24 protein-coding genes are annotated in these 23,280 nt (G+C 66.8%); 12 read left to right on the top strand and 12 right to left on the bottom strand.

Annotation, left to right across the window (positions count from 1 at the left end; all coding sequences use genetic code 11):
- Positions 1-131: 131 nt before the first annotated feature.
- The 3 genes from ACSQ3M_RS00315 to ACSQ3M_RS00325 are packed head-to-tail and all read left to right on the top strand — an operon-like array spanning position 132 to position 1,446.
- Complete coding sequence (locus ACSQ3M_RS00315; RefSeq protein WP_436148099.1) at positions 132-443, top strand: ArsR/SmtB family transcription factor; 312 nt, start codon at positions 132-134, stop codon at positions 441-443.
- Entirely contained in the window at positions 440-781 is a 342-nt protein-coding gene (locus ACSQ3M_RS00320; RefSeq protein ID WP_436148100.1) for an SRPBCC family protein, read from the top strand. The genes ACSQ3M_RS00315 and ACSQ3M_RS00320 overlap by 4 nt, the downstream gene beginning before the upstream one ends.
- A gap of 59 nt (positions 782-840) precedes the next feature.
- Entirely contained in the window at positions 841-1,446 is a 606-nt protein-coding gene (locus tag ACSQ3M_RS00325; protein WP_436148101.1) for an ATP-dependent Clp protease proteolytic subunit, read from the top strand.
- Here ACSQ3M_RS00325 and ACSQ3M_RS00330 read toward each other — a convergent pair whose 3' ends face one another.
- Entirely contained in the window at positions 1,447-1,836 is a 390-nt protein-coding gene (locus ACSQ3M_RS00330; RefSeq protein ID WP_436148102.1) for a DUF1801 domain-containing protein, read from the bottom strand.
- 5 nt (positions 1,837-1,841) lie between these two features.
- On the bottom strand, positions 1,842-2,630 hold the full coding sequence (locus ACSQ3M_RS00335) for an ATP12 family chaperone protein (RefSeq protein WP_436148103.1): 789 nt from the start codon (positions 2,628-2,630) through the stop codon (positions 1,842-1,844).
- 274 nt (positions 2,631-2,904) lie between these two features.
- Between ACSQ3M_RS00335 and ACSQ3M_RS00340 the strand changes: the two genes are divergently transcribed.
- The gene (locus ACSQ3M_RS00340) at positions 2,905-3,162 is read left to right on the top strand and encodes a YjhX family toxin (protein WP_436148104.1); all 258 of its coding nucleotides are present in this window, start codon (positions 2,905-2,907) and stop codon (positions 3,160-3,162) included.
- Positions 3,163-3,242: 80 nt separating this feature from the next.
- On the opposite strand, the gene ACSQ3M_RS00345 is transcribed toward ACSQ3M_RS00340, so the two are convergent.
- Together ACSQ3M_RS00345 and ACSQ3M_RS00350 are read right to left on the bottom strand one after the other, a co-directional pair.
- Positions 3,243-3,608 (bottom strand): VOC family protein, encoded by a 366-nt coding sequence (locus tag ACSQ3M_RS00345; RefSeq protein WP_436148105.1) that lies wholly within the window; start codon positions 3,606-3,608, stop codon positions 3,243-3,245.
- A gap of 40 nt (positions 3,609-3,648) precedes the next feature.
- Positions 3,649-4,647: a P1 family peptidase gene (locus ACSQ3M_RS00350; RefSeq protein WP_436148106.1), complete on the bottom strand. Its 999-nt coding sequence runs from the start codon at positions 4,645-4,647 to the stop codon at positions 3,649-3,651.
- Positions 4,648-4,889: 242 nt separating this feature from the next.
- On the opposite strand from ACSQ3M_RS00350, the gene ACSQ3M_RS00355 reads away from it, so the two are divergent.
- Together ACSQ3M_RS00355 and ACSQ3M_RS00360 are read left to right on the top strand one after the other, a co-directional pair.
- Positions 4,890-5,534, top strand: a complete 645-nt coding sequence (locus ACSQ3M_RS00355; protein WP_436148107.1) for a Spy/CpxP family protein refolding chaperone — start codon at positions 4,890-4,892, stop codon at positions 5,532-5,534.
- 131 nt (positions 5,535-5,665) lie between these two features.
- Positions 5,666-6,382, top strand: coding sequence for an MgtC/SapB family protein (locus tag ACSQ3M_RS00360; protein WP_436148108.1), 717 nt, complete (start codon positions 5,666-5,668; stop codon positions 6,380-6,382).
- A gap of 55 nt (positions 6,383-6,437) precedes the next feature.
- Here ACSQ3M_RS00360 and ACSQ3M_RS00365 read toward each other — a convergent pair whose 3' ends face one another.
- The gene (locus ACSQ3M_RS00365; RefSeq protein WP_436148109.1) at positions 6,438-6,833 is read right to left on the bottom strand and encodes a hypothetical protein; all 396 of its coding nucleotides are present in this window, start codon (positions 6,831-6,833) and stop codon (positions 6,438-6,440) included.
- A 139-nt stretch (positions 6,834-6,972) separates the two neighbouring features.
- Between ACSQ3M_RS00365 and ACSQ3M_RS00370 the strand changes: the two genes are divergently transcribed.
- Both ACSQ3M_RS00370 and ACSQ3M_RS00375 read left to right on the top strand, forming a co-directional pair.
- The gene (locus ACSQ3M_RS00370; protein ID WP_436148110.1) at positions 6,973-7,233 is read left to right on the top strand and encodes a DUF7336 domain-containing protein; all 261 of its coding nucleotides are present in this window, start codon (positions 6,973-6,975) and stop codon (positions 7,231-7,233) included.
- Between the two features lie 144 nt (positions 7,234-7,377).
- Positions 7,378-7,689, top strand: coding sequence for a hypothetical protein (locus ACSQ3M_RS00375; RefSeq protein ID WP_436148111.1), 312 nt, complete (start codon positions 7,378-7,380; stop codon positions 7,687-7,689).
- Between the two features lie 634 nt (positions 7,690-8,323).
- Here ACSQ3M_RS00375 and ACSQ3M_RS00380 read toward each other — a convergent pair.
- Positions 8,324-9,151 (bottom strand): hypothetical protein, encoded by an 828-nt coding sequence (locus ACSQ3M_RS00380; RefSeq protein ID WP_436148112.1) that lies wholly within the window; start codon positions 9,149-9,151, stop codon positions 8,324-8,326.
- Positions 9,152-9,486: 335 nt separating this feature from the next.
- Here ACSQ3M_RS00380 and ACSQ3M_RS00385 point away from each other — a divergent pair, with 335 nt between their 5' ends.
- Positions 9,487-10,398, top strand: coding sequence for a heparin lyase I family protein (locus ACSQ3M_RS00385; protein WP_436148113.1), 912 nt, complete (start codon positions 9,487-9,489; stop codon positions 10,396-10,398).
- Between the two features lie 94 nt (positions 10,399-10,492).
- Here the strand turns inward: ACSQ3M_RS00385 and rpsD are convergent, their stop codons facing one another.
- The 3 genes from rpsD to murI form a co-directional block, all read right to left on the bottom strand.
- On the bottom strand, positions 10,493-11,110 hold the full coding sequence (rpsD, locus tag ACSQ3M_RS00390) for a 30S ribosomal protein S4 (protein ID WP_129154899.1): 618 nt from the start codon (positions 11,108-11,110) through the stop codon (positions 10,493-10,495).
- Between the two features lie 183 nt (positions 11,111-11,293).
- Positions 11,294-11,515, bottom strand: a complete 222-nt coding sequence (locus tag ACSQ3M_RS00395) for a hypothetical protein (RefSeq protein ID WP_436148114.1) — start codon at positions 11,513-11,515, stop codon at positions 11,294-11,296.
- 66 nt (positions 11,516-11,581) lie between these two features.
- On the bottom strand, positions 11,582-12,445 hold the full coding sequence (murI, locus tag ACSQ3M_RS00400) for a glutamate racemase (RefSeq protein WP_436149261.1): 864 nt from the start codon (positions 12,443-12,445) through the stop codon (positions 11,582-11,584).
- Positions 12,446-12,592: 147 nt separating this feature from the next.
- On the opposite strand from murI, the gene ACSQ3M_RS00405 reads away from it, so the two are divergent.
- The gene (locus ACSQ3M_RS00405; RefSeq protein ID WP_436148115.1) at positions 12,593-13,519 is read left to right on the top strand and encodes a bifunctional helix-turn-helix transcriptional regulator/GNAT family N-acetyltransferase; all 927 of its coding nucleotides are present in this window, start codon (positions 12,593-12,595) and stop codon (positions 13,517-13,519) included.
- Here ACSQ3M_RS00405 and ACSQ3M_RS00410 read toward each other — a convergent pair.
- The 3 genes from ACSQ3M_RS00410 to ACSQ3M_RS00420 all read right to left on the bottom strand — a co-directional run bounded on the left by ACSQ3M_RS00410 (position 13,443) and on the right by ACSQ3M_RS00420 (position 16,356).
- Positions 13,443-13,940, bottom strand: a complete 498-nt coding sequence (locus ACSQ3M_RS00410; protein ID WP_436148116.1) for a DUF805 domain-containing protein — start codon at positions 13,938-13,940, stop codon at positions 13,443-13,445. The genes ACSQ3M_RS00405 and ACSQ3M_RS00410 overlap by 77 nt on opposite strands.
- An 8-nt stretch (positions 13,941-13,948) precedes the next feature.
- A complete protein-coding gene (locus tag ACSQ3M_RS00415; RefSeq protein ID WP_436148117.1) occupies positions 13,949-14,959 on the bottom strand; it encodes a hypothetical protein in 1,011 nt (336 codons plus the stop codon).
- A gap of 104 nt (positions 14,960-15,063) precedes the next feature.
- Entirely contained in the window at positions 15,064-16,356 is a 1,293-nt protein-coding gene (locus ACSQ3M_RS00420; protein ID WP_436148118.1) for a flavin monoamine oxidase family protein, read from the bottom strand.
- Positions 16,357-16,735: 379 nt separating this feature from the next.
- Here ACSQ3M_RS00420 and ACSQ3M_RS00425 point away from each other — a divergent pair, with 379 nt between their 5' ends.
- Together ACSQ3M_RS00425 and ACSQ3M_RS00430 are read left to right on the top strand one after the other, a co-directional pair.
- Positions 16,736-19,015: a TonB-dependent hemoglobin/transferrin/lactoferrin family receptor gene (locus tag ACSQ3M_RS00425; RefSeq protein ID WP_436148119.1), complete on the top strand. Its 2,280-nt coding sequence runs from the start codon at positions 16,736-16,738 to the stop codon at positions 19,013-19,015.
- Positions 19,016-19,273: 258 nt separating this feature from the next.
- Entirely contained in the window at positions 19,274-23,278 is a 4,005-nt protein-coding gene (locus tag ACSQ3M_RS00430) for an autotransporter domain-containing protein (RefSeq protein ID WP_436148120.1), read from the top strand.
- Positions 23,279-23,280: the final 2 nt, after the last annotated feature.

The raw sequence follows: 23,280 nt of genomic DNA on the forward strand, positions 1-23,280 counted from the left end.
GAAGGCGTGGCTGTCCATCGGGCGCGCCTCCCGCTTTGGTGCAAGGCCGGGTGCGACCGCGTGCGCGGCCTGCTCACGGCGCCTGCTGTACGGGCTTGCGAGTCAAATAAGTGTATGCTTATGTGTTGTGCATGGAGCAGGACATCTTCAAAGCGCTGGCCGATCCGACCCGCCGGGCGATCTTCGAGAAGCTCGCGGCCGGCGGCATGAACGCCAGCGCGCTGCGGGATGGCATTGCGATCAGCCAGCCGGCGATGTCGCAGCACCTTGCGGTGCTGCGCACGGCGCGGCTGGTGCGGGAGGAACGGCAGGGGCGCTTCGTGAATTACGAGGTCGACCCGGACGGACTCGCCTTGATCGCGCAATGGCTGACGAAATACCGGGCCTACTGGCCAGCGCGCGTCGATGCTCTCAAGGATCTGCTGCGGGACATGGACCAATGAGCGAGATCGAGACACAGGATCGGACGAAGCAGCTGGTCTTCGCGTATCAGCTCGATGCTCCTCCCGAGAAGGTCTGGCGGGCGCTCAGCATTCCCGCATTCCGCGAGAGATGGCTGCCGGCCGAGGTCGAAGCGCTCTCTTCCGTACCTGGGGAGGAGGTGCGCTACCGGCTGAGGGACGAGGAGCCGCCTTTCCTCGAAAGCGTCGTGACCTTCCAGCTCACGCCCAATGCAGATGGGACCGAGCTGCGCATCATCCACCAGTTGACCGATGCAAGGCTGGGTCAGCTGCCGTCGCCTGCGAACAGCAACCAGCCGCTCATGCTGCGCGCCGCCTGACGGCGCGGGCCAAGCCCACAAGCCTAGTCACCAACATTCCCGAACAGAGGAGGTCGTCGATGCACGGCACGATGCAGCTCGTCCCTATGGTCGTCGAACAGTCGACTCGCGGAGAACGATCCTTCGACATCTATTCGCGCTTGCTGCGCGAGCGGATCGTCTTCCTCAGCGGGGAGGTCAATGACGGGTCGGCGTCGCTGATCTGTGCCCAGCTGCTCTTCCTCGAGGCCGAGAACCCGAAACGGCCGATCCATTTCTACATCAACTCGCCGGGCGGCGTGGTCACCAGCGGCTTCGCGATCTACGACACGATGCGCTACATCCGCTCACCGGTGCACACGCTCTGCATGGGCACGGCGCGCTCGATGGGCTCATTCCTGCTGATGGCGGGCGAGCCGGGCGAGCGCGCGGCGCTGCCCAATGCCAGCCTGCATGTTCATCAGCCGCTCGGTGGGGCTCAGGGCCAAGCCTCGGACATCCTGATCCATGCCGAGGAGATCCAGAAGACGAAGCTCCGCATGATCCGGCTCTATGCCGAGCATTGCGGGCGGAGCGAGGAAGAGGTCGAGCGCGCACTCGACCGGGATCGCTTCATGACGGCGGAGGAAGCGCTGGAATGGGGGCTGATCGACCGGATCATGACCGAGCCGCCGCCGGCAGCGTAATCACACGCTCGGCTTGCTCGGGTCGCCGAGCTCGCGGTTGAGCGCGACCGCGGCGCGCACCAGCTCGGCTGCGACGGCCGGATCGACCGCGTCGCCCTCGCGTAGCACCATGGTGGCGAGCTCGAACTTGCCGCCCGGCTTCAGCTTCGGCTCGATCTGGCGCAGCCGCTTGCCGCGCCAGAAGCCGAAGAGCACGCGCTCGGCCTCGGCTCGGATCAGCAGCACCGGACCGTTCGAGAAGTAGACCAGATGCGTCCACTTGATCCGCTCTTCGAGCGGGGCGGCGGCCTTCACCGCCATGCGCAAAGCCTCGACCGCCGCCAGCCGCCAGCCGTCGAGCTGAGCGACATAGTCGGACGGGTTGTCGGCCTTGGGCGCGCCGGGAAACATGGCGGCTAGCCTTTCATCAGCAGCATGACGGCGGCGTCATATTCTTTGCGGCGGATGACGCGGCGCTCGGCCGCTTCCTCGTCCTGGCCCCAGATGCCGATCTGGTAGTCCTCGTCGAGATGGGCGGCGGTCCAGGCGGCCTCGGCATCGATCAGCCGCTCAGTGAGGGCGAGCATCAGGATGGTCGAGCCGGTCAGGGTCATGACGTTGTGGGCGCCGGCGAGCGCGACCGAGGAGTGGATCGCGGCGACACGCCTGGCCACCGCGTCGAGCACGGCCTGCGGCTGCTCGGCGAAGACCACGCCCTGCGCCATCATGAAACGGCCGCCGAGGCGCTCTTCCAGTGCTGCGATGAGCGGGTTCCAGACCTCATCCTGCCGCTCGACCAGCGCTTCCGGCTCGCCGGCGCGGTAGCAGAGCGCATCGCTGCCGGCATAGCGGACGATCTCGGCGCGGACGGCTTCGCCCTGATCGGCGACGCCGTCGAGCGCCGAGTTGACCAGCCGGGTCAGCGGCATGCGGGCCGGATCGATCTGCCCTTGCTGCGCCTGCCATTCGTCCGCGAGCGCATCGGCGACGGCACGGGAGGCGACGGCCAGCGGCTTGCGGGCCGGGGTGCGGGCGGTGCGACCGTCGAGCGCGACATGGAACAGCCCGTCGCGCTCCAGCGCCTCGGCCTTCTCGTAGAAGCGCTTGGGCAGCGGGTTACGCATCGCCTGCTGGGCGGCGGCGACGGGATCGGGCTGGCGCTGGCCGGCGGCGCCGAAGCGGGCGAGGAAATCATCGGTCGACATGCCGGCTGCATAGCGCATCCGGGGGCGGCTGCGAAACCGGCTTCGACTGAACACGCCTCCTCCGATCATTGACGCGGGGCGGGGGCTCGCTTAAACGCCTCCACCCCGGACGCGATGCGTCCGCGCGAGGTGCATGAGGGTTTTATGTTGGAGACTGTGGGAACCCGGTGAGGTTTCGCTGAGGCGAGACCAGACCCAGCGCGAGGTGAAATGAGGCCTGCGAGGCCCCTTCACCGCTGCGCTTGTCATGGTTCCATGCACAGGCTCTACCAACATGAACATTTCGCGGGGCGAGCAGCGCGTGCTGCACGTGCTGGCCCGTGGCGGACAAATCCGCCATCTTCGCGGCGAGAACGGCCGCATCCATCACATCGACTGCTTCACCCATGAAGGCTACATCCTGAGCGATTGCACGCTCGCCATCTTCGGCGGGCTCAGACGAAAACACCTGATCGAGTCGCGCCAGGGCGGCCCTTATCGGATCTCGCGGCAGGGGCGGCTCGCCGTCCGCGCGCAGACCGACAACCGATGACGATGGCGGGAGGGCGCGAGCCCTCCCGCTTCCTGGGGTCGGTGCGAGCGGCGCTGCCGCTCAGTCGCGCGCCGCAATGATCAGGCTGGCTCGAAGAGCTCGATCACATTGCCCGACGGATCCTCGCACAGGATCTGCTTGCCGCCAGGCCCAACCACGATCTCGTTGCGGAAAGGTACGCTCTTGCGGTGTAGGGTCTCCACGAGCCCTGCGAGATCTTCCACCTCGATGACGAAGCGGTTCCAGCCGCCGGGAATAGGCTTGTGCCCGTCCGGCATCGGCCGTGAAGCGGATGCCCCGGGACCCGCGAGCCAGAGCGTCAGATCGCTACGTTCGAGGATCGCCATCGCCGGGCCGAATTGCTGTCTCAGCGCAAAGCCGAGCCGGTCGACATAGAAGCGCACGGCTTCGTCGACATCAGTCACGAAATAGCGGACGCTGGCCATCGGCTCGCTCCCTCGCGTCGTGGCGGCTCAAGCGGCCGGCCTATGCACCGAACCTGTCGCGCCAGGCCGGCCGTGCACCCGGAAAGGGCAGGGCGCTGGCGCAATATACCGCCCGCGCCACCGCGCGCGCCAGCACGTCGGCGGCGGTCGCGCAGAGCTCGGTCAGGGCATAGGCGTCGGACGGGGCGCCGCTATGGCCGGTCGCGGCGGCGAAGACGACATCACCGTCCAATGGGGCGTGCACGGGCCGAAGCGCCCGGGCGAGCCCGTCATGGGCGCAGAGTGCCATGCGCTTGGCCTGGGCCTTGGTCAGCACGGCGTCGGTCGCGACGAGGGCGATGGTGGTGTTGGCACCGGGGCCGCCCTTGAAGCGCAAAGCGAGATCCTCGGGCGAAATTGTCGCCGGCCAGCCGCGGCCGCCGAATTCGCCGCCGTGCTCGTAAGGGCTCGCCCAGAAATGCGGGCTATCGCCGATCGTCGCCGAGCCGACGGCGTTGACCGCGACCAGCGCGCCGACGATCTGGCCGGTCGCGGCAACCGCGCTGGCCGAGCCGAGCCCGCCCTTGAGATTGACCGTGGTCGCGCCGTGGCCGGCACCGACGCTGCCGAGCGCGAACTCGGCTGCCGCGGCGGTACAGGCCTTCGTGGCGAGCGCGCGATAGGGCGCCTCGCCGTCGCCGCGGGCGAAGGGTTTGTCGCCGCCATTGGCGAGATCGAACAGGATCGCCTGCGGCACGATCGGCACGCGGTAGCCACCGATCGGGAAGCCTCGCCCCTCCCGGGCGAGCCAGCTCAGTGCGCCATCGGCGGCGGCCAGGCCCCAGATCGAGCCGCCGGACAAGACGATGCCGTCGACATGCTCGACCGTCATGCCCGGTTCGAGCAGCGCGGTGTCGCGCGTGCCGGGCGCGCCGCCGAGCACGGCGACGGAGGCGATGCTCGGCCGCTCGAACAGCGCGACGGTGACGCCGGTCGCGGCAGCGGCATCCTCAGCGTTGCCCACGAGAACGCCACGAACATCGGTGATGAGATTGCGCACGGTGGAACTCGCTGCCGGTTGGGGATGAGCAAACCGCTCGGTCGCATGGTGCGCCGATTCGGCGCTGTGCGGCGATCTGGTCGGAACTTCGCGCTCGCCGGCGCGTCATGCCGACATTACGATCTTGTCATGCGCGCGCCATGGCCGGGTCAGGCCGGTTCCGGCACCGTGGCGATATCGCGACCCGGCTTCGAGACCCGCAAAGCGACCCGTTGTTTAAGACCACACTTCGGAGACCTCGCATGAAACGCATCGCCCTCATCGTCGCCTCCAGCGCCGCGGCCGTCGCGGCGACGCTGGCGATCGCCCAACCGCAACCGATCCCGCCCGCACCGGGCAGCACTCCGCCGGCGCAGCAGCAGAGCGAGCCACGCGGCGACCGCGCCGAGCGGGGCGAGGAATGGCGTCAGCGCCAGGCCGAGCGCGCCACTGCCCGGATGAACGAGCGCCTCGCCCAGTTGCGCACCGACCTCAAGCTGAAGCCTGAGCAGGTGCCGGCCTTCGAGAAGGTCGAGGCGCTGATCAAGCGCAATGCCGAGCAGCGCCGCGAAAGCTTTGCCAAGATGCGCGACCAGCGCGAGAGCTTCCGCGACGCCGACATCATGGAGCGGCTCGACATGATGGCGAACCGCCAGGCCGAGCGGGCAATCCGCAGCAAGGAGATGGCAGACGCGGTGCGCCCGCTCTGGTCGACGCTCTCGGACGAGCAGAAGACCGTGGCGCGCCGGGCCGTGCGCCAGACGATGTCCGAAGGGCGCGAGCGGATGCGCGAGATGCGCGGCCGCGGGATGGAATGGCATGGCCGCGGCGGCGATCGCGATCGCGACGACGACCGCGGACAGCGCCGCTGGCGAGACCGCGGGCATGACGACGACGATCGCGGCTGAGCCCCAGGACAGCGATATCTCGGACGGCCGGACGCAAGTCCGGCCGTTTTCATTGAACCGTCACATCCCGCTCGCTATAGCCGGGCGGGCTGCGGCGGTTGGAAGCGCGCTGCCGTTACGGGGGCAGGCGCATGCGCTTCATCCAGACCTTCGATCTCTACCCGTTCCTCGATTCGGTCATCAGCCTGCTGGCCGCCTTCGTGCTCGGCGCGCTGATCGGGGCCGAGCGCCAGTATCGGCAGCGCACGGCGGGCCTGCGCACCACTGTGCTGGTCGCTGTCGGCTCGGCCGCTTTCGTCGATCTCGCCATGCGCATGGCAGGCGCACATGAGGCGGTGCGCGTCGTTTCCTATGTGGTCTCCGGCATCGGTTTTTTGGGCGCCGGCGTGATCATGAAGGAGGGCATGAACGTCCGCGGCCTCAACACCGCCGCGACGCTCTGGTGCGCCGCTGCGGTCGGCGCCTGCACCGGCGCCGACATGGTGGCGGAGGGCGCTCTGGTCACCGTCTTCGTCATCGCCGGCAACACCTTGCTGCGGCCGCTGGTCAACGCGATCAACCGCAGCCCGATCAACGAGAAGGCGTCCGAGGCGACCTATGAGGTCGTGGTCACCACCGATCCCGAGGCGCTGCCCGCCGTGCGCGAGGCGATGGTCGAGCTGCTCGAGCAGGCGAATTATCCGGTCGGCGACGTCAAGACGGTCGAGCGTGGCGAAGAGGCGATCGAGATCGTCGCGACGCTGATCAGCACGGCCGTCGAGCGCAAGGAACTCGACGCCGTGGTCGAGCGCATCGAGCGCCTGCCTGGCGTCACCCATGCGACCTGGGAGAGTAGTACGAGCGATTAAAGGACGCGCTGGCACCACGAGTGCGTCACTCTGGGGGAATCCTGATGTGACGCTATCAAGCGCGCGCGTCGCCAAAGGCTTCACGCACTAGACTGATCAGCGGGTGATCCGCCGTCAGCCACACAGCGGCGATCTTGCGGACGAACCCCTCGTTCTCGGCTGGCCACCCAAGGCTGGCTAGCAAAGCACCCGAGTTGCGTAACAGCTCAGCAAGCGCCCGCTGGTCGAAGACGTACACAGCCCCGCCGTCGATGCAGCATTCGTTGGGGCTGAGCGCGAGCACAACGCGGTCGCTGCTTGCGAAATCACGCTCAACAGCGGGAATGGTTAGTTGGAGGATTTTCAGGACCGTGGACATTGGCAGATAACCTATCGCCTTGTCAGGCCCGACCCGCGTGAAGCTCTTCAGAATGTCGGCTCGCTGCGCTTCTGTCGGTACGAAATGCGCCATGAGGGCAACATGTCTGCCTATAAGGACTGCCGCAAGCTCGCTCTGGCTAGGTCGATACCGCTCGACCTGTTGGACCCAAGGAGTGGTGTGGCCGTAGCACAACCGAGCGGCAGGCTCACCGCTGATAGGGACAACGACCATGACCACCGTCTACCTGCTTTGGCATACGCACGACCTCGGAGACGATGAGGAGGACCAGAAGCTCATTGGTATCTACGCGACCGAGGCGGACGCGGAGCTGGCGCGGCAACGTGCGATTGTCCTTCCGGGTTTCCGTGATGCGCCGGAGGGGTTCATCATAGACCGCTACACGGTCGGACGAGATCATTGGGAGGAGGGCTACTTCACGTGCACCTACACTGCCGATGGTATTCAAAAGGATGACGAGGCGAGCGGCTAGAACGGCTAGCAATCCTTCGGGCTGGGCCAGTGCCGGCCTTCCGACAATGCCCTGTGCGCTCCCGACCTGTAGCGGCAAGAGGCTCTTCAGGGAACCTACGGGCTACAGTAGGTTGTGGCCTGCATTGGCTGTTGGGGAAACACAGTGTTCGATTGGATGAAGAGAGCGGTTTCCAAGTCGCCATCGCTAAACGCCGCGATGGGCGATGTTTTAGTCGAGGCCCAGCAGGTGCGGGGACAGACCGCTGATGGCCATCTGCAATGGCGTGTCAAACGGGGGCTGGACGGTCGCCTCTATGTCGGCGCGAAAATCAAAGCTGATGCCTATGCCGGAGAAGAGGGTCGGCCGAACAACTTCATCAACTTCGACCTCCAGGCAGCCGAGAAGCTGAGGGCAGAGCTTGATAGCTGCATCGAGGAGCTGAGAAGGCTTGGTGCCGCTCAACAAACCGTCTGACCCCCTCCGGCAGCGTGCGCGATGTCTGCCTACAGGAAATGCGAGGGCCATGGGGCAAATCGGGAATCTGCCGGAGAGGGGAAGGTTCTGATATTTTTTGCCAAGAACCATCGCGAAAGTCAGTCACGGGATTTAACGGGCGAGCTACGGGCTTCCTAGCCGGTTCCATGCTTCCCGGTAGATGTCCACTGCGTAGACTTTCGGCTGGAGCCAGTACGACAGCTTGCCGTTTGAGTTCACGCCCTCGTGCGCAGCGGCCTTTACCTCCTCCAAAGTGAGGACAAAACACGTCGGCAAGTCGGAGTTGGCGTTGATCGTGATGACCCACCAGGGTGAGCGTAGGGTATCGAGAGAGCCCCCTAGCGGGACGGGAACTCGTTTTGACAGCGCCTTTGATTGGATAGCCAGAACGCGGGACTCATCAGCGCTCGCCGCATAGAGGTCAGCGCCTCTTGCGTTTCGCACGGTCGGCATGACGTGCCAGCCACGCCGCGAGAGTTCTCGTGCGACGTGATAAAGCCCTGCGTTGCCGGTTAGCTGGTGCCTCATGGTCGAAACCGTCCGGGGTCTTACGGGTGATTGGGAAACGGCGGTTCTTGGCGAGTTATGCTTGTCGTGCGGGCCACGTCAGCACTCAATGCCGCGCCCCCTCCGCCCCCTGCATCTCCACCTCGAACTCCAGCAACTGCCCGAACAGCGGCACTTTCCGGAAATCCTCATCGAACCCGCGGCCGGAGTGCCTTGCCTGCTTTCGGCTTTCGAAGACCCCCAGCCATGTCAGGGGGCGCAGAACGCGTGACATCATGGCGAACTCGGGGAGGTCGGGCCTCGGCACCTTGTCGAGCGTGTCCATGATCGTGCAGGACTCCATCAGGCTCTCCGCGTTCGACCAGCCATGCGCCGTCACCGACAGGCTCCAGAGGATCACGCCCATGTGGTGCTGCGGCCAGAACTCGATGGGATTCCTGTCGAAGTCCTGAAGGTTCACCTTCCAGAACACCGCCTCGAACAGTTCAGCCAGCAGGGCAGGGGCCGCTTCAGGAGGAAGCATCGCCTTGCCCCGCTTGGTCGCCTTCAGGACTCCCAGGCGCTTTCTCAAGAGCCCCGCAGCCTGCAGCACGATCCTCGTGAAAAGGACCCCGTAGGCGTCATCTTCGTTGATGACCTTGTTCATCGCGAGCGTGGTGGCCTTGTCGTAGCCCGGCCATTCCGTGCGGTCGAAGACGTGCCAGACATCGGCACGCTTCAAAGCACCGGCAGGCGTGAGGACAAGCCCGCCTTTCTCCACGGCAAGCTCCAGCAGGAGCCTCGCGGCGTGGACCATCGGGACCTGAAGGGCGGCCTCGATGCGGACGTTATAGGGCGTGAGGCGGAGCGCCTGCGGGACCCTGCCGGGCGGCTCCAGGAGCGCCTTGAGAGAGCCGGGCTGAAGATGCGTCCAGGCGGGAGGGATAGAGGTCACGCCAGGGAGCGTAGGCGGGCCGGAGCGAAGGCTCAACAGCCAGAATGCAAGCGTGTGCGCTCAGCAAAAAAGGCGGCCCTTGCGGACCGCCCTTTCCATGAATCCCGCCAGAGGCTTGCGCGCTCCGGCTGTGATCGTGAATCAGCGCGAGTGGAACTCGATGACCAGGTTCGGTTCCATCTGCACCGTGTAGGGCATATCCGACAGGGTCGCAGTGCGGGTGCAGGCGGCTAAGAATTTTGTGCGTTCGGCTCGAACGCGACATTGACGTTAAGGGGATTGGCCGTCGCGGTAATACGGGTAAAGTCGCTTCGGATCATGATGGGCGATGACGGATGAAGCCAATCGCGCAAGGCCGCAGTCTCGCAGCTGCGGCGTTTCTCTTCGGATTGGCGCTTGCTCCAGCCAGCGGTCTCGCAGATGGCCCGGCGCCCGCCTTCCAGGCGAGCTTTTCGGCCGGATGCCTGGATTCCCGGGACTGGAAGATTTCGGGCCAGCTCGACAAGGCGGTCCGGGCCGATCGCATCCGTTGCGTCGATGCGGAGCGCGCCGGGCAGGAGAAACCGGCGCTGGCCATCACGGTGAAGCCCGGCGACGCCTACGACCCCAATCCCGGTTCGACGCCGACCGAACGGTCGGAGGTCCAGATGACAGCCGAGCTGATCCGTTTCGACGCTACGAGCTGGTACAGCTTTCGCTTTCGTGTCGAGAGCCCGTGGTCGCCGCGGCGCAACCGGACCGTGATCCAGCAGATCAAGCAGAACATCGACCTGCGCTACGAGAAGGGCCGGGGCGGCGAGGAAATCTGCGACGCCGGCAACCCGCTGTTCAAGATCGAGGTCGATTCCGATGGCGGCAGGCCGGTGTTCCGGGCCAAGACGGCGGGAACTGAAAGCTGTGGCGACAGCGTCGGCCAGGCCCAGTTCTGCGGTGACTGGCCGGTCGCGCCGGATCGTTGGCATCGCGTCAACGTCATGATCCGGCCGAGCCAGCAGGCTGGCGAGAGCCGCCTGCGGCTCTGGCTCGACGGGCGAGCCTGCCCGGAGTTCCGCGGCGTGCTCGGCTATCCGCGCTATGGCACGAAGAAGGACGGCAAGCCGTTTATCGACACGCAGCCGCGCTTCGGCATCTATCGCGATGCGCTGCCCGGCGTCAGCCAGACGATCCTGTTCGACGACATCGCCTTCTGGGCCCAGGATCCTGCTGGCCACCCGGCCTGGGGTGGCGTCGGGAGCGCCGATCGCTGAGGCCGGTGCCGGGCACAAACAAAAAAGGAGAGGGCAAAGCCCTCTCCTCAAAACTCTTCGGAAGACAGGGTGGAAACCACCCCAGCTGTCCTGATCAGCGCGAGTAGAACTCGATGACCAGGTTCGGTTCCATCTGCACCGCATAGGGCACGTCCGTCAGGGTGGGCGTGCGGGTGAAGGTGGCGGTCGACTTGTTGTGGTCGGCGTCGATGTAGTCGGGCACGTCACGCTCGGCGAGGGTGGCGGCCTCGATCACGATGGCGAGCTGGCGCGAGCTCTCCTTGACCGCGATCACGTCGCCCGGCTTGACCTGGTAGGACGCGATGTTGACGCGCTTGCCGTTGACCGTGACATGGCCATGGTTGACGAACTGGCGGGCGGCGAAGACGGTCGCGACAAACTTGGCGCGGTAGATCACCGCGTCGAGACGACGCTCGAGCAGGCCGACCAGGTTCTCGCCCGAATCGCCCTTGAGGCGGATCGCCTCGGCGTAATAGCGGCGGAACTGCTTCTCGGAGATCGAGCCGTAATAGCCCTTCAGCTTCTGCTTGGCGCGCAGCTGGGTGCCGAAGTCGGACGGCTTGCCCTTGCGGCGCTGGCCGTGCTGGCCGGGGCCGTATTCGCGGCGGTTGACCGGGGACTTCGGACGGCCCCAGATGTTCTGACCGAGGCGGCGGTCAATCTTGTACTTTGCCTCATGGCGCTTCGACATATCGCGTGTCCTCTAGGTTCGCGAGTTGAGGACCGCGCCCTCCTGTCCCCGTCTCCGGGGCGACAGATCCGGCTCGAGAAGACGAGCGGATCACGGGTGCGGAAAAAGCCACGCGGCCCCGTGAGGAGCCGCGCGACGCCGGTGCCTATGAGGGATGCGGCGCTGGAAGTCAATGAGCCGGCGTCAATAACGCCAGTAGGCGCGCCGATGGTGCGGATGCTTGTACCAGCCGAGATGGCGGCCACGATTCCAGCCATGGTGACGGCGTGGGCCGTAGCTGTGGCCGTAATGGTGACCCTTGTGCTTGTGCCAGCCCTTCGGCTTGGCCTGTGCATCGTCGATGCCGCCGAACCCGAACAGCATGGCGCCGAGCCCGAGGACGGCGGCCAGGACCAGCTTCTTCATGGCACTCTCCCATTATGACCGGTGGCGTCGTGAACGCTCCCAGATCAGAACAGTTCCAAAATATGGTCAGATTGCGAGCGGCAGCGGCTCGGTCTCGATCCGTGCCAGGCCGAAGCCGGCCAGCGCGATATGGGCCGGGCCGGAAAGGCGCGAGCCGTCCGTGAAAACGGCGACGGTCATCGCGGGGTCCGGACGGATCTGTGCCGGGCCGAGCAGTTGCGCCGTGCGCCGCGCGATCGCCGGGGCGGGGTCGATCCACTCGACCGGCCAGGGCGCCAGGCGCTGCAGGCGCGCCAGCAGCAGGGGGTAGTGGGTGCAGGCGAGCGTTACCACGTCGGTGCGGCGACCGTCGCGGCTGACGAAGCAAGGCGCGATCTCGGCGGCGATGTCCGTGTCGCTGACCGGCTCGCCCTTCAGCGCAGCTTCCGCCAGGCCGGCGAGGTGGCTGGCCCCCACCAGGGTGACCTCGCAGCCGGCGGCATAGTGCTCGATCAGGTCGCGGGTGTAATCGCGGGCGACGGTGCCTGGCGTCGCCAGGACTGAGATCAGGCGGCTGCGGGTGCGCTCCGCTGCCGGCTTCACCGCCGGGACGGTGCCGACGAAGGGAATGGCGAAGCGGGCGCGCAGGGCCGGCAGCACCAGCGTCGAGGCGGTGTTGCAGGCGATGACGACGAGATCGGGATGGAAACGGTCGACGAGGCGCTCCATCACGGCGAGGACGCGTGCGACCAGCGCGGGCTCGTCGAGGCGGCCATAGGGGAAGGCGGCGTCGTCGGCGGCGTAGACGATGTCGGCGTCAGGACGCTGGCGCATGACCTCGCGCAGCACGGTCAATCCACCGAGGCCGGAATCGAAGACGAGGATAGTCGGGATTCGCAAGGGCAGCATCGGCGCGGCATAGCCGGCTCCGGCCAGAAGATCGACCTGCATCGCACTGGAACTCATCACGTCTGCCGAGCCCTTGATTGGGCGCTTCTCGAGTTAAGGGGTGGTGAATGGGGCGCTTCGAGGGGTATGATAATTTAGTTGACTCTGTCCATTAACTAGCGCTTCTCACCCCGGATGAGGAGGCCAGCCATGTCCGCCGTCGACACACCCGCCATCGCGACGATCCGCCGCTTCGGCCGCTTCCATACCCGCTTCGTCGGCGCGCTTAGCGGCGATCTGCACGGCTCTGGCTTCGGGCTGACCGAGGGGCGGGTACTCTACGAGCTGGCGCAGCGCGACGGCTGGCGCGCCGGCGAGCTGGCGCGCGAACTCGGGCTCGACCCGGCCTATCTCTCGCGCCTGCTGAAGCGCTTCATTGACTTGGGCTGGCTGGAGCGGGCGAAGGCGGATGGCGATGGCCGGGCCTATGAGCTCGCGCTGACCGAAGCCGGGCGGACGGCCTTCGCGCCGCTGGACGAGGCTTCGCACCATCAGGCCAACACGATCCTGTCCCGCCTGGGAAGGGGCGAGCAGGCGGTGCTCGTCACCGCGCTCGATCGTGCGCAGGCGCTGCTGTCGGGCGCCGCCAGCCCGCAGCCTGCGGTGACGATCCGCGAGCACCGCCCCGGCGATATCGGCTGGGTGATCTCGGCCCACGCCCGGCTCTATGCGGAGGTCTATGGCTGGGACATCAGCTTCGAGGCACTCGTCGCCGAGATCGCGGCGAAGTTCCTGCGCGAGTTCCGGCCGGAACAGGAACGCTGCTTCATCGCCGAGCTCGACGGCGCGGCGGTTGGGTCGGCCTTCGTCGTGCGCGAGAGCGACGAGGTGGCGAAGCTCCGGCTCGTGCTGGTCGAGACGCGGGCGCAGGGGCTCGGCCTGGGCAAGCGCCTGGTGCGCGAGGCGCTCGCCTTCGCCCGCGCTGCCGGCTATCGCCGCATGGTGCTATGGACCAACGACATCCTGCACGCCGCCCGCGCCATCTATATCGCCGAGGGCTTCAGGCTGGTGGCGGAGGAGAAGCACCATTCCTTCGGGAAGGATCTGGTCGGGCAGAATTGGGAGCGCGATCTCTAGCGCTCGGCCAGGCGAACAACCAAAGCAGCGCAGCGATCGAGAGAATGCCGCCGAGCGGCGTCATGGCCTCAAGCGGGGCCGGCAGACGCGCATCGGTCATGCCGGGCAGGACGAAGTTCTCGCGCAGCTCGAGCGCGATCAATGCTGCGATGATCGGCAGGACTGGAAGGCCCATGTCTCGCACGCGCTGCGCGGGGAGTGCGAACATCACCCAGCAGAATAGCACTGTCAGGACGGTGTTGGGGATTGGTTCGACGAAGAAGAACGCGCCGGATTCTTCGGCCACGGTCAGGCCGAAGGCATCTGCGCCCAGTATCAGCAGGACCAGGAAGAAGGCGATGGCCACGACGCAGCGCAGCGCATAGGCGAGCCTGGCGAGGCGTCCGTCGAAGCGCCAGAAGCTGGCGAGGAAGGCCGTCACCGCGGGCGTCATTGCACCGAGGTCAGCGCCGCCCGCTGGAAATCGGCGCGGCGCTGCTGGTGCAGCGAACCGTCTCCCGTCGTCACCACCGAGAACATCACGAAGCCGCCCTGCTTGCGCGGCAGCACGTAGAACTCGGAATAGCGGGCATCGCCGCCATTCTCGCAGGAGGAGAAACCGCGCAGCACGGAGCTGCCCTCGACCGTGTCGGTCGTCCGGCCCGAGGCGAACCTGCCCTGGCAGCCGCGCGCATCGGCCGCGGAGACCGCGGCCGCGACATCGACATCCTTCAGGTTCGCGCCGGTCAGGACGCGCACGAGGCCGGTCGCGTTCTTGGCCTGCCAGCCGGCGCCATTGTTGCCGATGCCGGAAGGCGCCTCCGCTCCGCTCAGCACCTTCGGCTCGGGCAATTGCGTCTTGAGCAGGAAATTGGTCGCGAGCGTCACCGCTTCGAGCTGGAGCGCCGGATCGGCCGCGGCGGCCGTGGTCGTGCCGCCGCCTTGTGCCGGCGCCGGGCTCCCGGGCGCAACCTTCAGGCCGGCATTGGTCTTCACGCAGTCGAGCAGCGCCGGCATGATCTCGGCGGTTGCTGTGAGGCGAAAGGTATAGCGCGCCCCGAGCATGCTGGCTTCGAGGAACTCGGCGCCCCGGAAGGCGCGGACGATGTCGGAATTCGCCGGCATGGTGACGACGACGAGCTGCGGCTGCACTGCCTTCGCGTTGATGCGGACCGTGTCGTTGCGGTCGAAGACCAGTTCCATCGGCACGTCGGCGTTCGGCTGCAGACCCCAGGCCCGGTTGGAGAAGCCGAGGTTCCAGCCGTAATTGCCGTTGAGCGAGGCGTGCATGGTGACGCCGCTCTTGTAGCTCGCCGAAACGGCGCAGTGCGAAAACGCACCGGTCTGGTTGTTGGTGAAGGCGCCGCCGGCCCAGTTGCCGACCGAGAATTTCGCGTACGGCCCAGCGGCAAGCGCCGGGGAGGCCAGCAGGGCGCCGGCCAGAATGAGCGACAGACGCATCATCAGGCTCCGCTTCGATCCCCAGCACCGCCATGGTGGCAAAGACTGGCCGGTTCGGGCAAGCCTTGTGCGAGCCAGAGCTGGTCTCGGATCGAGGGAGTCCTTCAGGCCTTGAGGCGCGCCACAGCCGCCGCGGCGGTGCGGCCGGCGAGGGTTGCGCCGCCCGCGGTCATCGCGCCGCCGCCGGCGGTCGCTTCGCCGGCGAGCCAGAGCTTGCCGCCGATCGGTTCGGCGAGGATGTCGCGTGCATTGGCGTGGCCCGGCAGGCAGACCGAATAGGAGCCGTGCGAGAACGGGTCGGTCCACCAGGCCGGGAAGGAAACGGGGCCGGCTGCCTTGCGGAATTCACCGCCGACCATTGTAGCGAGAAGGTCGACGACCTGCTCGCGGGCGGCGCCCGGACCGGCGGTCGAGAGGTCGCGGGCGAAATCGCCGCCGCAATAGCCGATGACGAGATCGCGGTCGTCCGGAAAGAGCTCGAAGCTGATCAGCCGCCCGGCCGCGCCGGCCTCAAAATAGGTCGTGCCTGGCGAGATGCCGAAGCGTTCGCCCTCGACCTTGAGCGCGATCTTGGTGAGCGCGCCCATGCCGATGCCAGCGAGCGCGTCGCGGGTGCGCGTCGGCAGCTCCGGCGTGAAGCGGATCCCACCGGCCTTCAGCACGCCGACCGGGACGGTGACGATGCAGGCGCGCGCCTTGAGCGTGCCCGCGGCGGTGGTGACGGCGACTCGCGAGCCGCTCCAGTCGATCGCCGTGACGGGCTGGTTCAGGCGGATGTCGAGACCGGCGCCGTAGCGGGCTACGAGATTGCCGTAGCCGCTCGGCACGACATAGTCCTCGCCGGACCAGAGCCGCTGATAGTCGCGCGCCGAGATGCGCGCCGATTCCTCGCCGATCGAGAGCAGCAGGCCGGAGGAGGCGACGGGCGCGAGGTCGGGCCCGAGGTCGCTCAACAATTCGGCGACCGAGAGATCGCGCGCCTGCAAATCGGTGGTCTCCAGGCGCCTGTCGATCTCACCGAAGGCGCCGCGGCGCCGGGCCCGGTCGCCCGCCGGCATCGGCTTGCCGCTCTGGAAGAGCTGGAAGCCGCCACCCCAGCTTTCGTTCGGGGTCGCGACGCCGAGGTCGCGGGCGATCTCGGTCCAGGGATTGCGCTCGGCCCAGTGGATGAACATCGCCCCGGCGTCGTAGGCCGGACCCAGCGACGAATCGGTGAAGGTGCGCCCGCCGAGGCGGTCACGCGCCTCGAGCACGATGGCCTGACGGCCTGCCGCCTGAAGTTGCTTCGCCGCGGCGATCCCGGCGGCTCCGGCGCCGATCACGACGACATCGGGTTCGGCGGCGCGCGCGGGGAAGGGCCGGCCGGCGAGGCTTGCTGCCAGCGCACCTGAACCCATCAGCCATCTCCGGCGGTCGAGCATGAAGCGTAGTCCGTTCCTGCGACGGGTCCATGATGGCAGCCGCTTTTCGCGCTGCAATACACGAGGACGAGTGCGGCGGGAGCAGGGCCATCACAGCTTTGCGAGGCTGCCGGTGCACTCGCCCTGGGAGCGAGCGTCTTTCAGTTTAGATGAATGATAATCTTAGTCTGGAATTCCAATAAATAAGTAATGCATCATGTGATTGCGAGTCTATTGACAGTTAAACTGCACTTAAATAACCGCTGATGGTGAAAATAAGGCGTCAAGCTTAGTTTTCAGGCATTATAAAAAGCAATTCGACTTGGCAAGTCAATTTGGCAAGAGCGAATTGCTTCTCAGCGACAGGATATGGGCGATGGGGACGAATTACAGCGGGCTACGCCAAGGCGTGGCGCTTGGGGCCTTGATGCTGGCGATGGCAGCGCCGGCGCTCGCGCAGCAGCAACGAGGCCCTGTGCGCCCGCCTGTGACGCCCGATCAGCTCGTGCTCGACCAGATCAACGTGCAGGGTGAGGGGCAGGCATCGCCACTGCTGCAAGGGCCGACGACGACGACCACGACGCGCGCGGAGCTCGACCGGCAGCAGGTCCAGAGCCTGACGGACCTGTCTAACCGCGTCGAAGCCGGCATCACCTTCAACCGCCAGAATGGCACGCTCAACATCCGTGGCCTGGATGGCGCGCGCGTGCTGACGACGGTGGACGGCATCCGCCAGCCCTTCCTGATCGACACGCGCATCGGTCGCGCCGGTGCCAACGCCTTCGACTTTGACTCGCTGTCCTCGCTCGATCTGCTGCGCGGCGGCAGCGGTGCCGCCACGCTGGGTGGCGGCGCACTCGGCGGCGCGCTCGCGGTTCGCACGCTCGACCCGGAGGACATCATCCGGAACGGCCGGTCCTACGGCGCGCTCGCCAAGACCGGTTATGACAGCACGGACCGGGCCTGGTTTGGCAGCGCGGCGGTCGCGGCGCGCATGGGCGGCACCTCCGTGCTGTTGCAGGGCGGTTTCCGCGACGGGCACGAGATCGACAGCAAGGGCAACCTCAAGACGATCGGTGCGACCCGCACCGCGCCGAACCCGGCCGAATTCAACCAGTACAGCTTCCTCGGCAAGGTCTATCAGCAGGTCGGCGAGGCGCATCGCTTCGGCCTCACCGCCGAGCTGTTCAAGCGCGCCGATCGCATCCAGACCCGCAACAACACGGTCTCGCTGACCGGTAACTTCCGCCCCGGCGCCTACCAGCAGGGTGAGGATGTCGAGCGCAATCGCGTCTCGCTGACCTATGATTACAAGCAGCCGGGAGGCTTCCTCGACGAGGCGCATGCGACGCTCTACTGGCAGCGCCTGAAGCGCAACGACCTCACCAACGCCTGGCGCTACACCAGCATCATCGGGCCCTATGCCCGTGACAACGAGAACGAAGAAAACGCCTACGGCTTCAACGGCTATGGCGTGAAGAACTTCCAGACGGGTCCGGCTTCGCATCGCCTGACCTTCGGCACCGAACTGCGCATGTCCTCGCTGGAGCAGTACTCGTCCGGTGTCGACAACTGCCCGGCGCGGCCGGCCTCTGGCGTGTTTGCCGGGGCGCTCGCGACCTGTAACAACCTTCACACCAACCAGGCGGACCAGCCCAAGATCGATGGGCGGCTCGTCGGTCTCTACGTGCATGACGAGATCGGCCTGCTCGATAACCGCCTGCGCGTCACGCCGGGCGTCCGCTTCGACTGGTATGAGGAGAAGCCGCAGCAGACACCGGCCTATACGCTGGGCGGCTCGCGTCCTGTCGGCCTGCCGCCGTCATCGAGCGATTCCGGCTGGTCGCCGCGCATCCGGCTCGAATACGACATCTTGAAGAACGCGCCTTTCGTGAAGGACGTCACCGTCTTCGCGCAATGGGCCAAGACCTTCAGGGCGCCGACGGCGGACGAGCTCTATGGCCGCTTCGGCGGGCCCGCCACCTATCTGCGTACCGGCAACCCGCAGTTGCGGCCGGAGGTCGGCAACGGCATCGATGTCGGCCTGCGCTTGGGCGACAAGCAGCTCGGTGGCTCGATCACCTATTTCCACACCAATTACCGCAACTTCATCGAGAGCTATCAGGTTCAGGCTGCGGGCGTCGGAGGGCTGTATCTGCAGGGCGGCATCCAGGGCTATCAGAACGTCCGCCGCGCCGAGATCCAGGGCGTCGAGATCAACGGGCAATACGCCTTCGCGCCGAACTGGCTGGTGCGCGGCTCGTTCGCCTATACCCGGGGTCAGAACAAGGACGACAACACCTTCCTGAACTCGATCCCGCCGGTGCAGGGCATCGTCGCCGTCGCCTACGGCACGGATCGCTGGGGCGCCGAGGTCTCGGCCAAGATGGCGGGCAAGCGCGACGACGTCTCGACCACCGCGACGACCCCGCCGACCACCGGCTTCAAGGCTCCCGGCTATGCGATCTTCAATGCGACGGCCTGGTGGCGGCCGATGCCCGAGATCGCGGACCTCGAACTGCAGGTCGGCGTCTACAACATCTTCGACCGCAAGTATTTCGATGCGGTCAACGTGCCGCTCTCGCGCCCGCAGGGACGCGACTACTACAGCGAGCCCGGCCGCACGGTGAAGGCGACACTCAAGTACCAGTTCTGAGCGTATTGTTTCGAGACCCACTTCAGCCGGCCCTTCGGGGCCGGCTTTTTTGTGCCCGAGCCCGCGGAGCGCTGTGAATACCGGCTTCATGTCGGAAGCGGGCGCCTGATTCCAGCGAGCGATTCCTTCTGCCTCTGCGCTGCAAGCATGCCCCCAATGCGGTGGCATAGGCAGGTCTTAATATTCCCTTAGCGGCCCGACTCTAGCCATAGTTGCATGCCGCCGAAAGGCGGCACTGGCTATGCATGGGATGAGCAGATGACCGCCGCACCACGCCGTTCCTCTGCCCATCTCGGGGCTTTGCTCCGCAGCGTCAGCATCACCACGCTGACGCTCGCGGCCTGTGCTTCTTCACCCGCCTCGGCCGGGACTTATCTGGTAAGCACCGAGACGGAACTGCGCAACGCCGTTATCGCGGCGAACGCGGACGGCGATGCCAGCGCGACGATCGTGCTGACCGGCAATATTTCGATGGCAACAACGACCAGTACGGTTGCAACCGCCAAACCTATCACGATTGACACTCAAGGTTTTACCGTTACCGGCCCGAGCGGCGGCAACGCCCTTGCCCTCCAAAGCAGCGGGCAGTTTACGCTGGTAGGCAGCTTCGTGGGCGGAGACGCGGTGGCGTCGGCCGGCCGCGGTGTCGCGCTCCTGTCCGGCGCATCAGCGACCAATATGGGCGTCATCCAGGGCGGAAACAGCCAGACAGCGGCCGGCGGGCACGGCGTGGAATTAGGAACCGCTTCTGGAGCGAATACATTCGTCAACAACGGGACTGTCCGCGGCGGAACTGGTCCGGCCAACGGCACAGGCGCGGCCGGCGCTGGAATCTGGATTCGGAGCGCAACCACGACGCCGGTCGTCAATACCGGCACGATCGAGGGCGGCGCCGGGGCGGCAGCGATCGTGCTGAACTCAGCCACCGCAGCTTACAGCCTGATCAACAGCGGCACGATCCGCGCCGGTGTCGGCCAAGCCAATGCGATCCAGTGGTCGAGCAACGTCACGCCGACGACGGGCCGCATCGACCTGGAGCTGCGGGCGGGCTCGCAGATCATCGGCAATGTCGTCGCGAATCCGACCGGGCTTCTCGACACCCTGCGCCTCGGCGGCAGTGCCGACGCCAGTTTCGACGTCTCGGCCATCGGCCCGGCGGCGCAGTACCAGAACTTCGACGCCTTCATAAAGACCGGCACCAGCACCTGGACCCTGACCGGCACAGCGACCACCGCGATACCCTTGTCGGTCGAGCAGGGCACGCTGCTGGTCAACGGCTCGTCGCTCGGCAACGTGGGCGTGCTCACCGGCGCGACGCTCGGCGGCACCGGCACCATCAACGGCAACGTCACGATCGACACCAACGGCACGCTGGCGCCGGGCGCAGCCGGGGCGACGCCGGGCACGCTGACGATCAACGGCGACCTGACCCTGAACAGCGGCGCGCTGCTCAACTATAACCTCGGCCAGGCCGGCGTTCCCGGCGGCCCGCTCAACGACCTCACCAATGTCAACGGCAACCTCACCGTCGCTGGCCTCCTGAACGTCACGACCGCACCGGGCGGCAGCTTCGATCCCGGCATCTACCGCATCTTCAACTACACCGGCACGCTGACCGATAACGGCCTGTCGGTCGGCTCGGCGCCGACGCCCGACTTCTTCGTTCAGACTGGCGTTGCCGGGCAGATCAACCTGGTCAACACGGCCGGGCTGACGCTGCGCTTCTGGGACGGCGCGACGGACGGACGAAACAACAGCGTCATCGGCGGCGGCAACGGCACCTGGCTGGCGGCTTCCGGCAACAACAACTGGACGAACGAGCTCGGCGTCCCAAATGGCGGCTTCGCGGCCGGTTCCTTCGCCGTCTTCGCGGGCACGCCCGGCACGGTCCTAGTCAATACCGGGCTCGGCCCTGTCATCGCGTCAGGCATGCAGTTCGTCACGAACGCCTACGTCATCCAGGGCGGCGACATCACCCTGACCGGCACGCAGGCGGTCATCCGCGTCGGCGACGGCACCGCGAGCGGTGCCTTCACCCAGGCCACGATCGCTTCCAACCTCATCGGCAGCGCCCAGCTGGTGAAGTCCGATCTTGGTACTCTCGCCCTCACCGGGACGAACACCTATACGGGCGGCACGGTGATCTCGGCCGGCACTCTGACGCTCGGCGATGGCACCACGAACGGCTCGATCGTCGGCGATGTCGTCAACAACGGCAACCTGTTGTTCAACCGCTCGGATGCCGTCAGCTTCGGCGGCGCGATCTCGGGCACAGGCATAGTCACTCATAGCGGCACGGGCTCGACGACGCTCACCGGCGTCAACACCTATGCGGGCGGCACCGAGATCGCGGCCGGCACGCTGATCGGCCAGGCCACGAGCTTCGGCAGCGGCCGGATCAGCAACCTTGGCACGCTGATCATCGATCAGCCGACCGACGCGACCTTCGCCAACCGGATCACCGGCAGCGGTTCCTTCACCAAGCGCGGCGCCGGCAGCCTGACCCTCACCGGCTCCAACATCCTCTCCGGCCCGACGACGGTCGAGGCCGGCAAGCTCTTGGTCAACGGCACGCTTCTGCTTTCGCCCCTCACAGTGCTCAGCGGCGCGACGCTGGCCGGTTCCGGCGCGGTCGGCTCCACCACGATCCAGGCCGGCGCGACCATCGCGCCCGGCAACTCGATCGGCACCTTGAACGTCGCCGGCAACCTCGTGCTGGCGCCGGGCTCGCTCTACGAGGTCGAGATCGGCGGCAACGGCACGTCCGACCGGATCGCCGCCTTCGCAACGGGTGGCGCCTTGGGAACGGCGACGGTAACCGGCAGCCAGATCGGCGTCACTGCGCTCGACCCGCAGACGAGTTACATCAACGGCCAACGCTACACGGTCATCACCGCCGCCGGCGGGGTAATCGGCACCGTCGCCGGGGTGGTCTCGCGCTCGGCCTTCCTTGACCTTACGGTCGATCACCGGCCCAACCAGGTCGACCTCGTGATCGCGGTCAAGGGCGCCCCTCCCGGAACATCTCCCGACCCGGGCGCGCCTCCCGCCACCCCTCCCGGCTCCGGCCCGACGCCCCCGCCGTCGGTGTTCGAGATCGTGGCGCAGACGCGCAACCAGTTGGCCACCGCAGGCGGGCTCGACACGCTGCCACAGGCCGGCGGCACGCTGGCGCTCTACAACCGCCTGTTGATGCTCGATGCGCCCAGCGCCCGCCAGGCCTTCGACGCGCTCTCGGGCGAGATCCATGCCTCCGCCAAGAGCGCGCTGGTCGACGAGAGCTGGCTCTTGCGCGCGGCGGTCAACGACCGGCTGCGCTCAGCCTTCGGCGCGGTCGGCGCTAGCCCGATGGCGACGCTGAATTACGGCTTTTCCGCCGACCTTGCCCCAAGCGCGACCGGGCCGATGCCGAGGCTCAGGACCGACCGTTTCGCGGTCTGGGGCCAGGGCTACGGTTCCTGGGGACGGACCGACAGCGACCGCAACGCCGCCAAGCTGACCCGTTCGACCGGCGGCTTCCTGATCGGCGCGGATGTCGCGGTGATCGACAGCATGCGCTTCGGCGTCGTCGCCGGCTACAGCCGGAGCGAGTTCGACGTCAACGCGAGGCTCTCTTCGGGCGAGAGCGACAACTACCATCTCGGTCTCTATGCCGGCGGCCAATGGGGGGCGCTCGGGCTGCGCGCCGGCGCGAGCTATACCTGGCACGACATCGAGACCCGCCGCACCGTCGCCTTCGCCGGTTTCGGCGACGGCCTGAAAGCCGACTACGACGCCGGCACGGCGCAGGTCTTTGGCGAGCTCGGCTACCGCGTCGATCTCGGCCAGACCGTGCTCGGCAAGGTGGCGCTGGAGCCGTTCGCCGGGCTGGCCTATGTCAACCTGCACACGGACGGGCTCAGCGAGACCGGCGGGGCGGCGGCGCTGACGGCCCGCAGCGATGACACCAGCCTCGGCTATTCGACGCTGGGCCTGCGCGCCTCGACCACGTTCGCGCTGCAGGGCATGGACCTGACCTTGCGCGGCGGGCTGGCCTGGCGCCATGCTTTCGGCGACGTCACGCCGACCGCGGCGCTTGCCTTCGCCGGCAGCAGCTCATTCACCGTCGCCGGCCTTCCGATCGCACGGGACGCCGCCGTCGTCGAGGCCGGGCTCGAGCTCGCGATCAGCAAAAGCGCCGCGCTCAGCCTGGCCTACACCGCCCAGCTCGCGCAGGACACGCAGGACCACGCCTTCAAGGCAAACCTCGCGGTCAGGTTCTGAGC

The sequence above is a fragment of the Allobosea sp. LjRoot90 genome, assembly GCF_964254315.1.
Classification (GTDB): Bacteria; Pseudomonadota; Alphaproteobacteria; order Rhizobiales; family Beijerinckiaceae; genus Allobosea.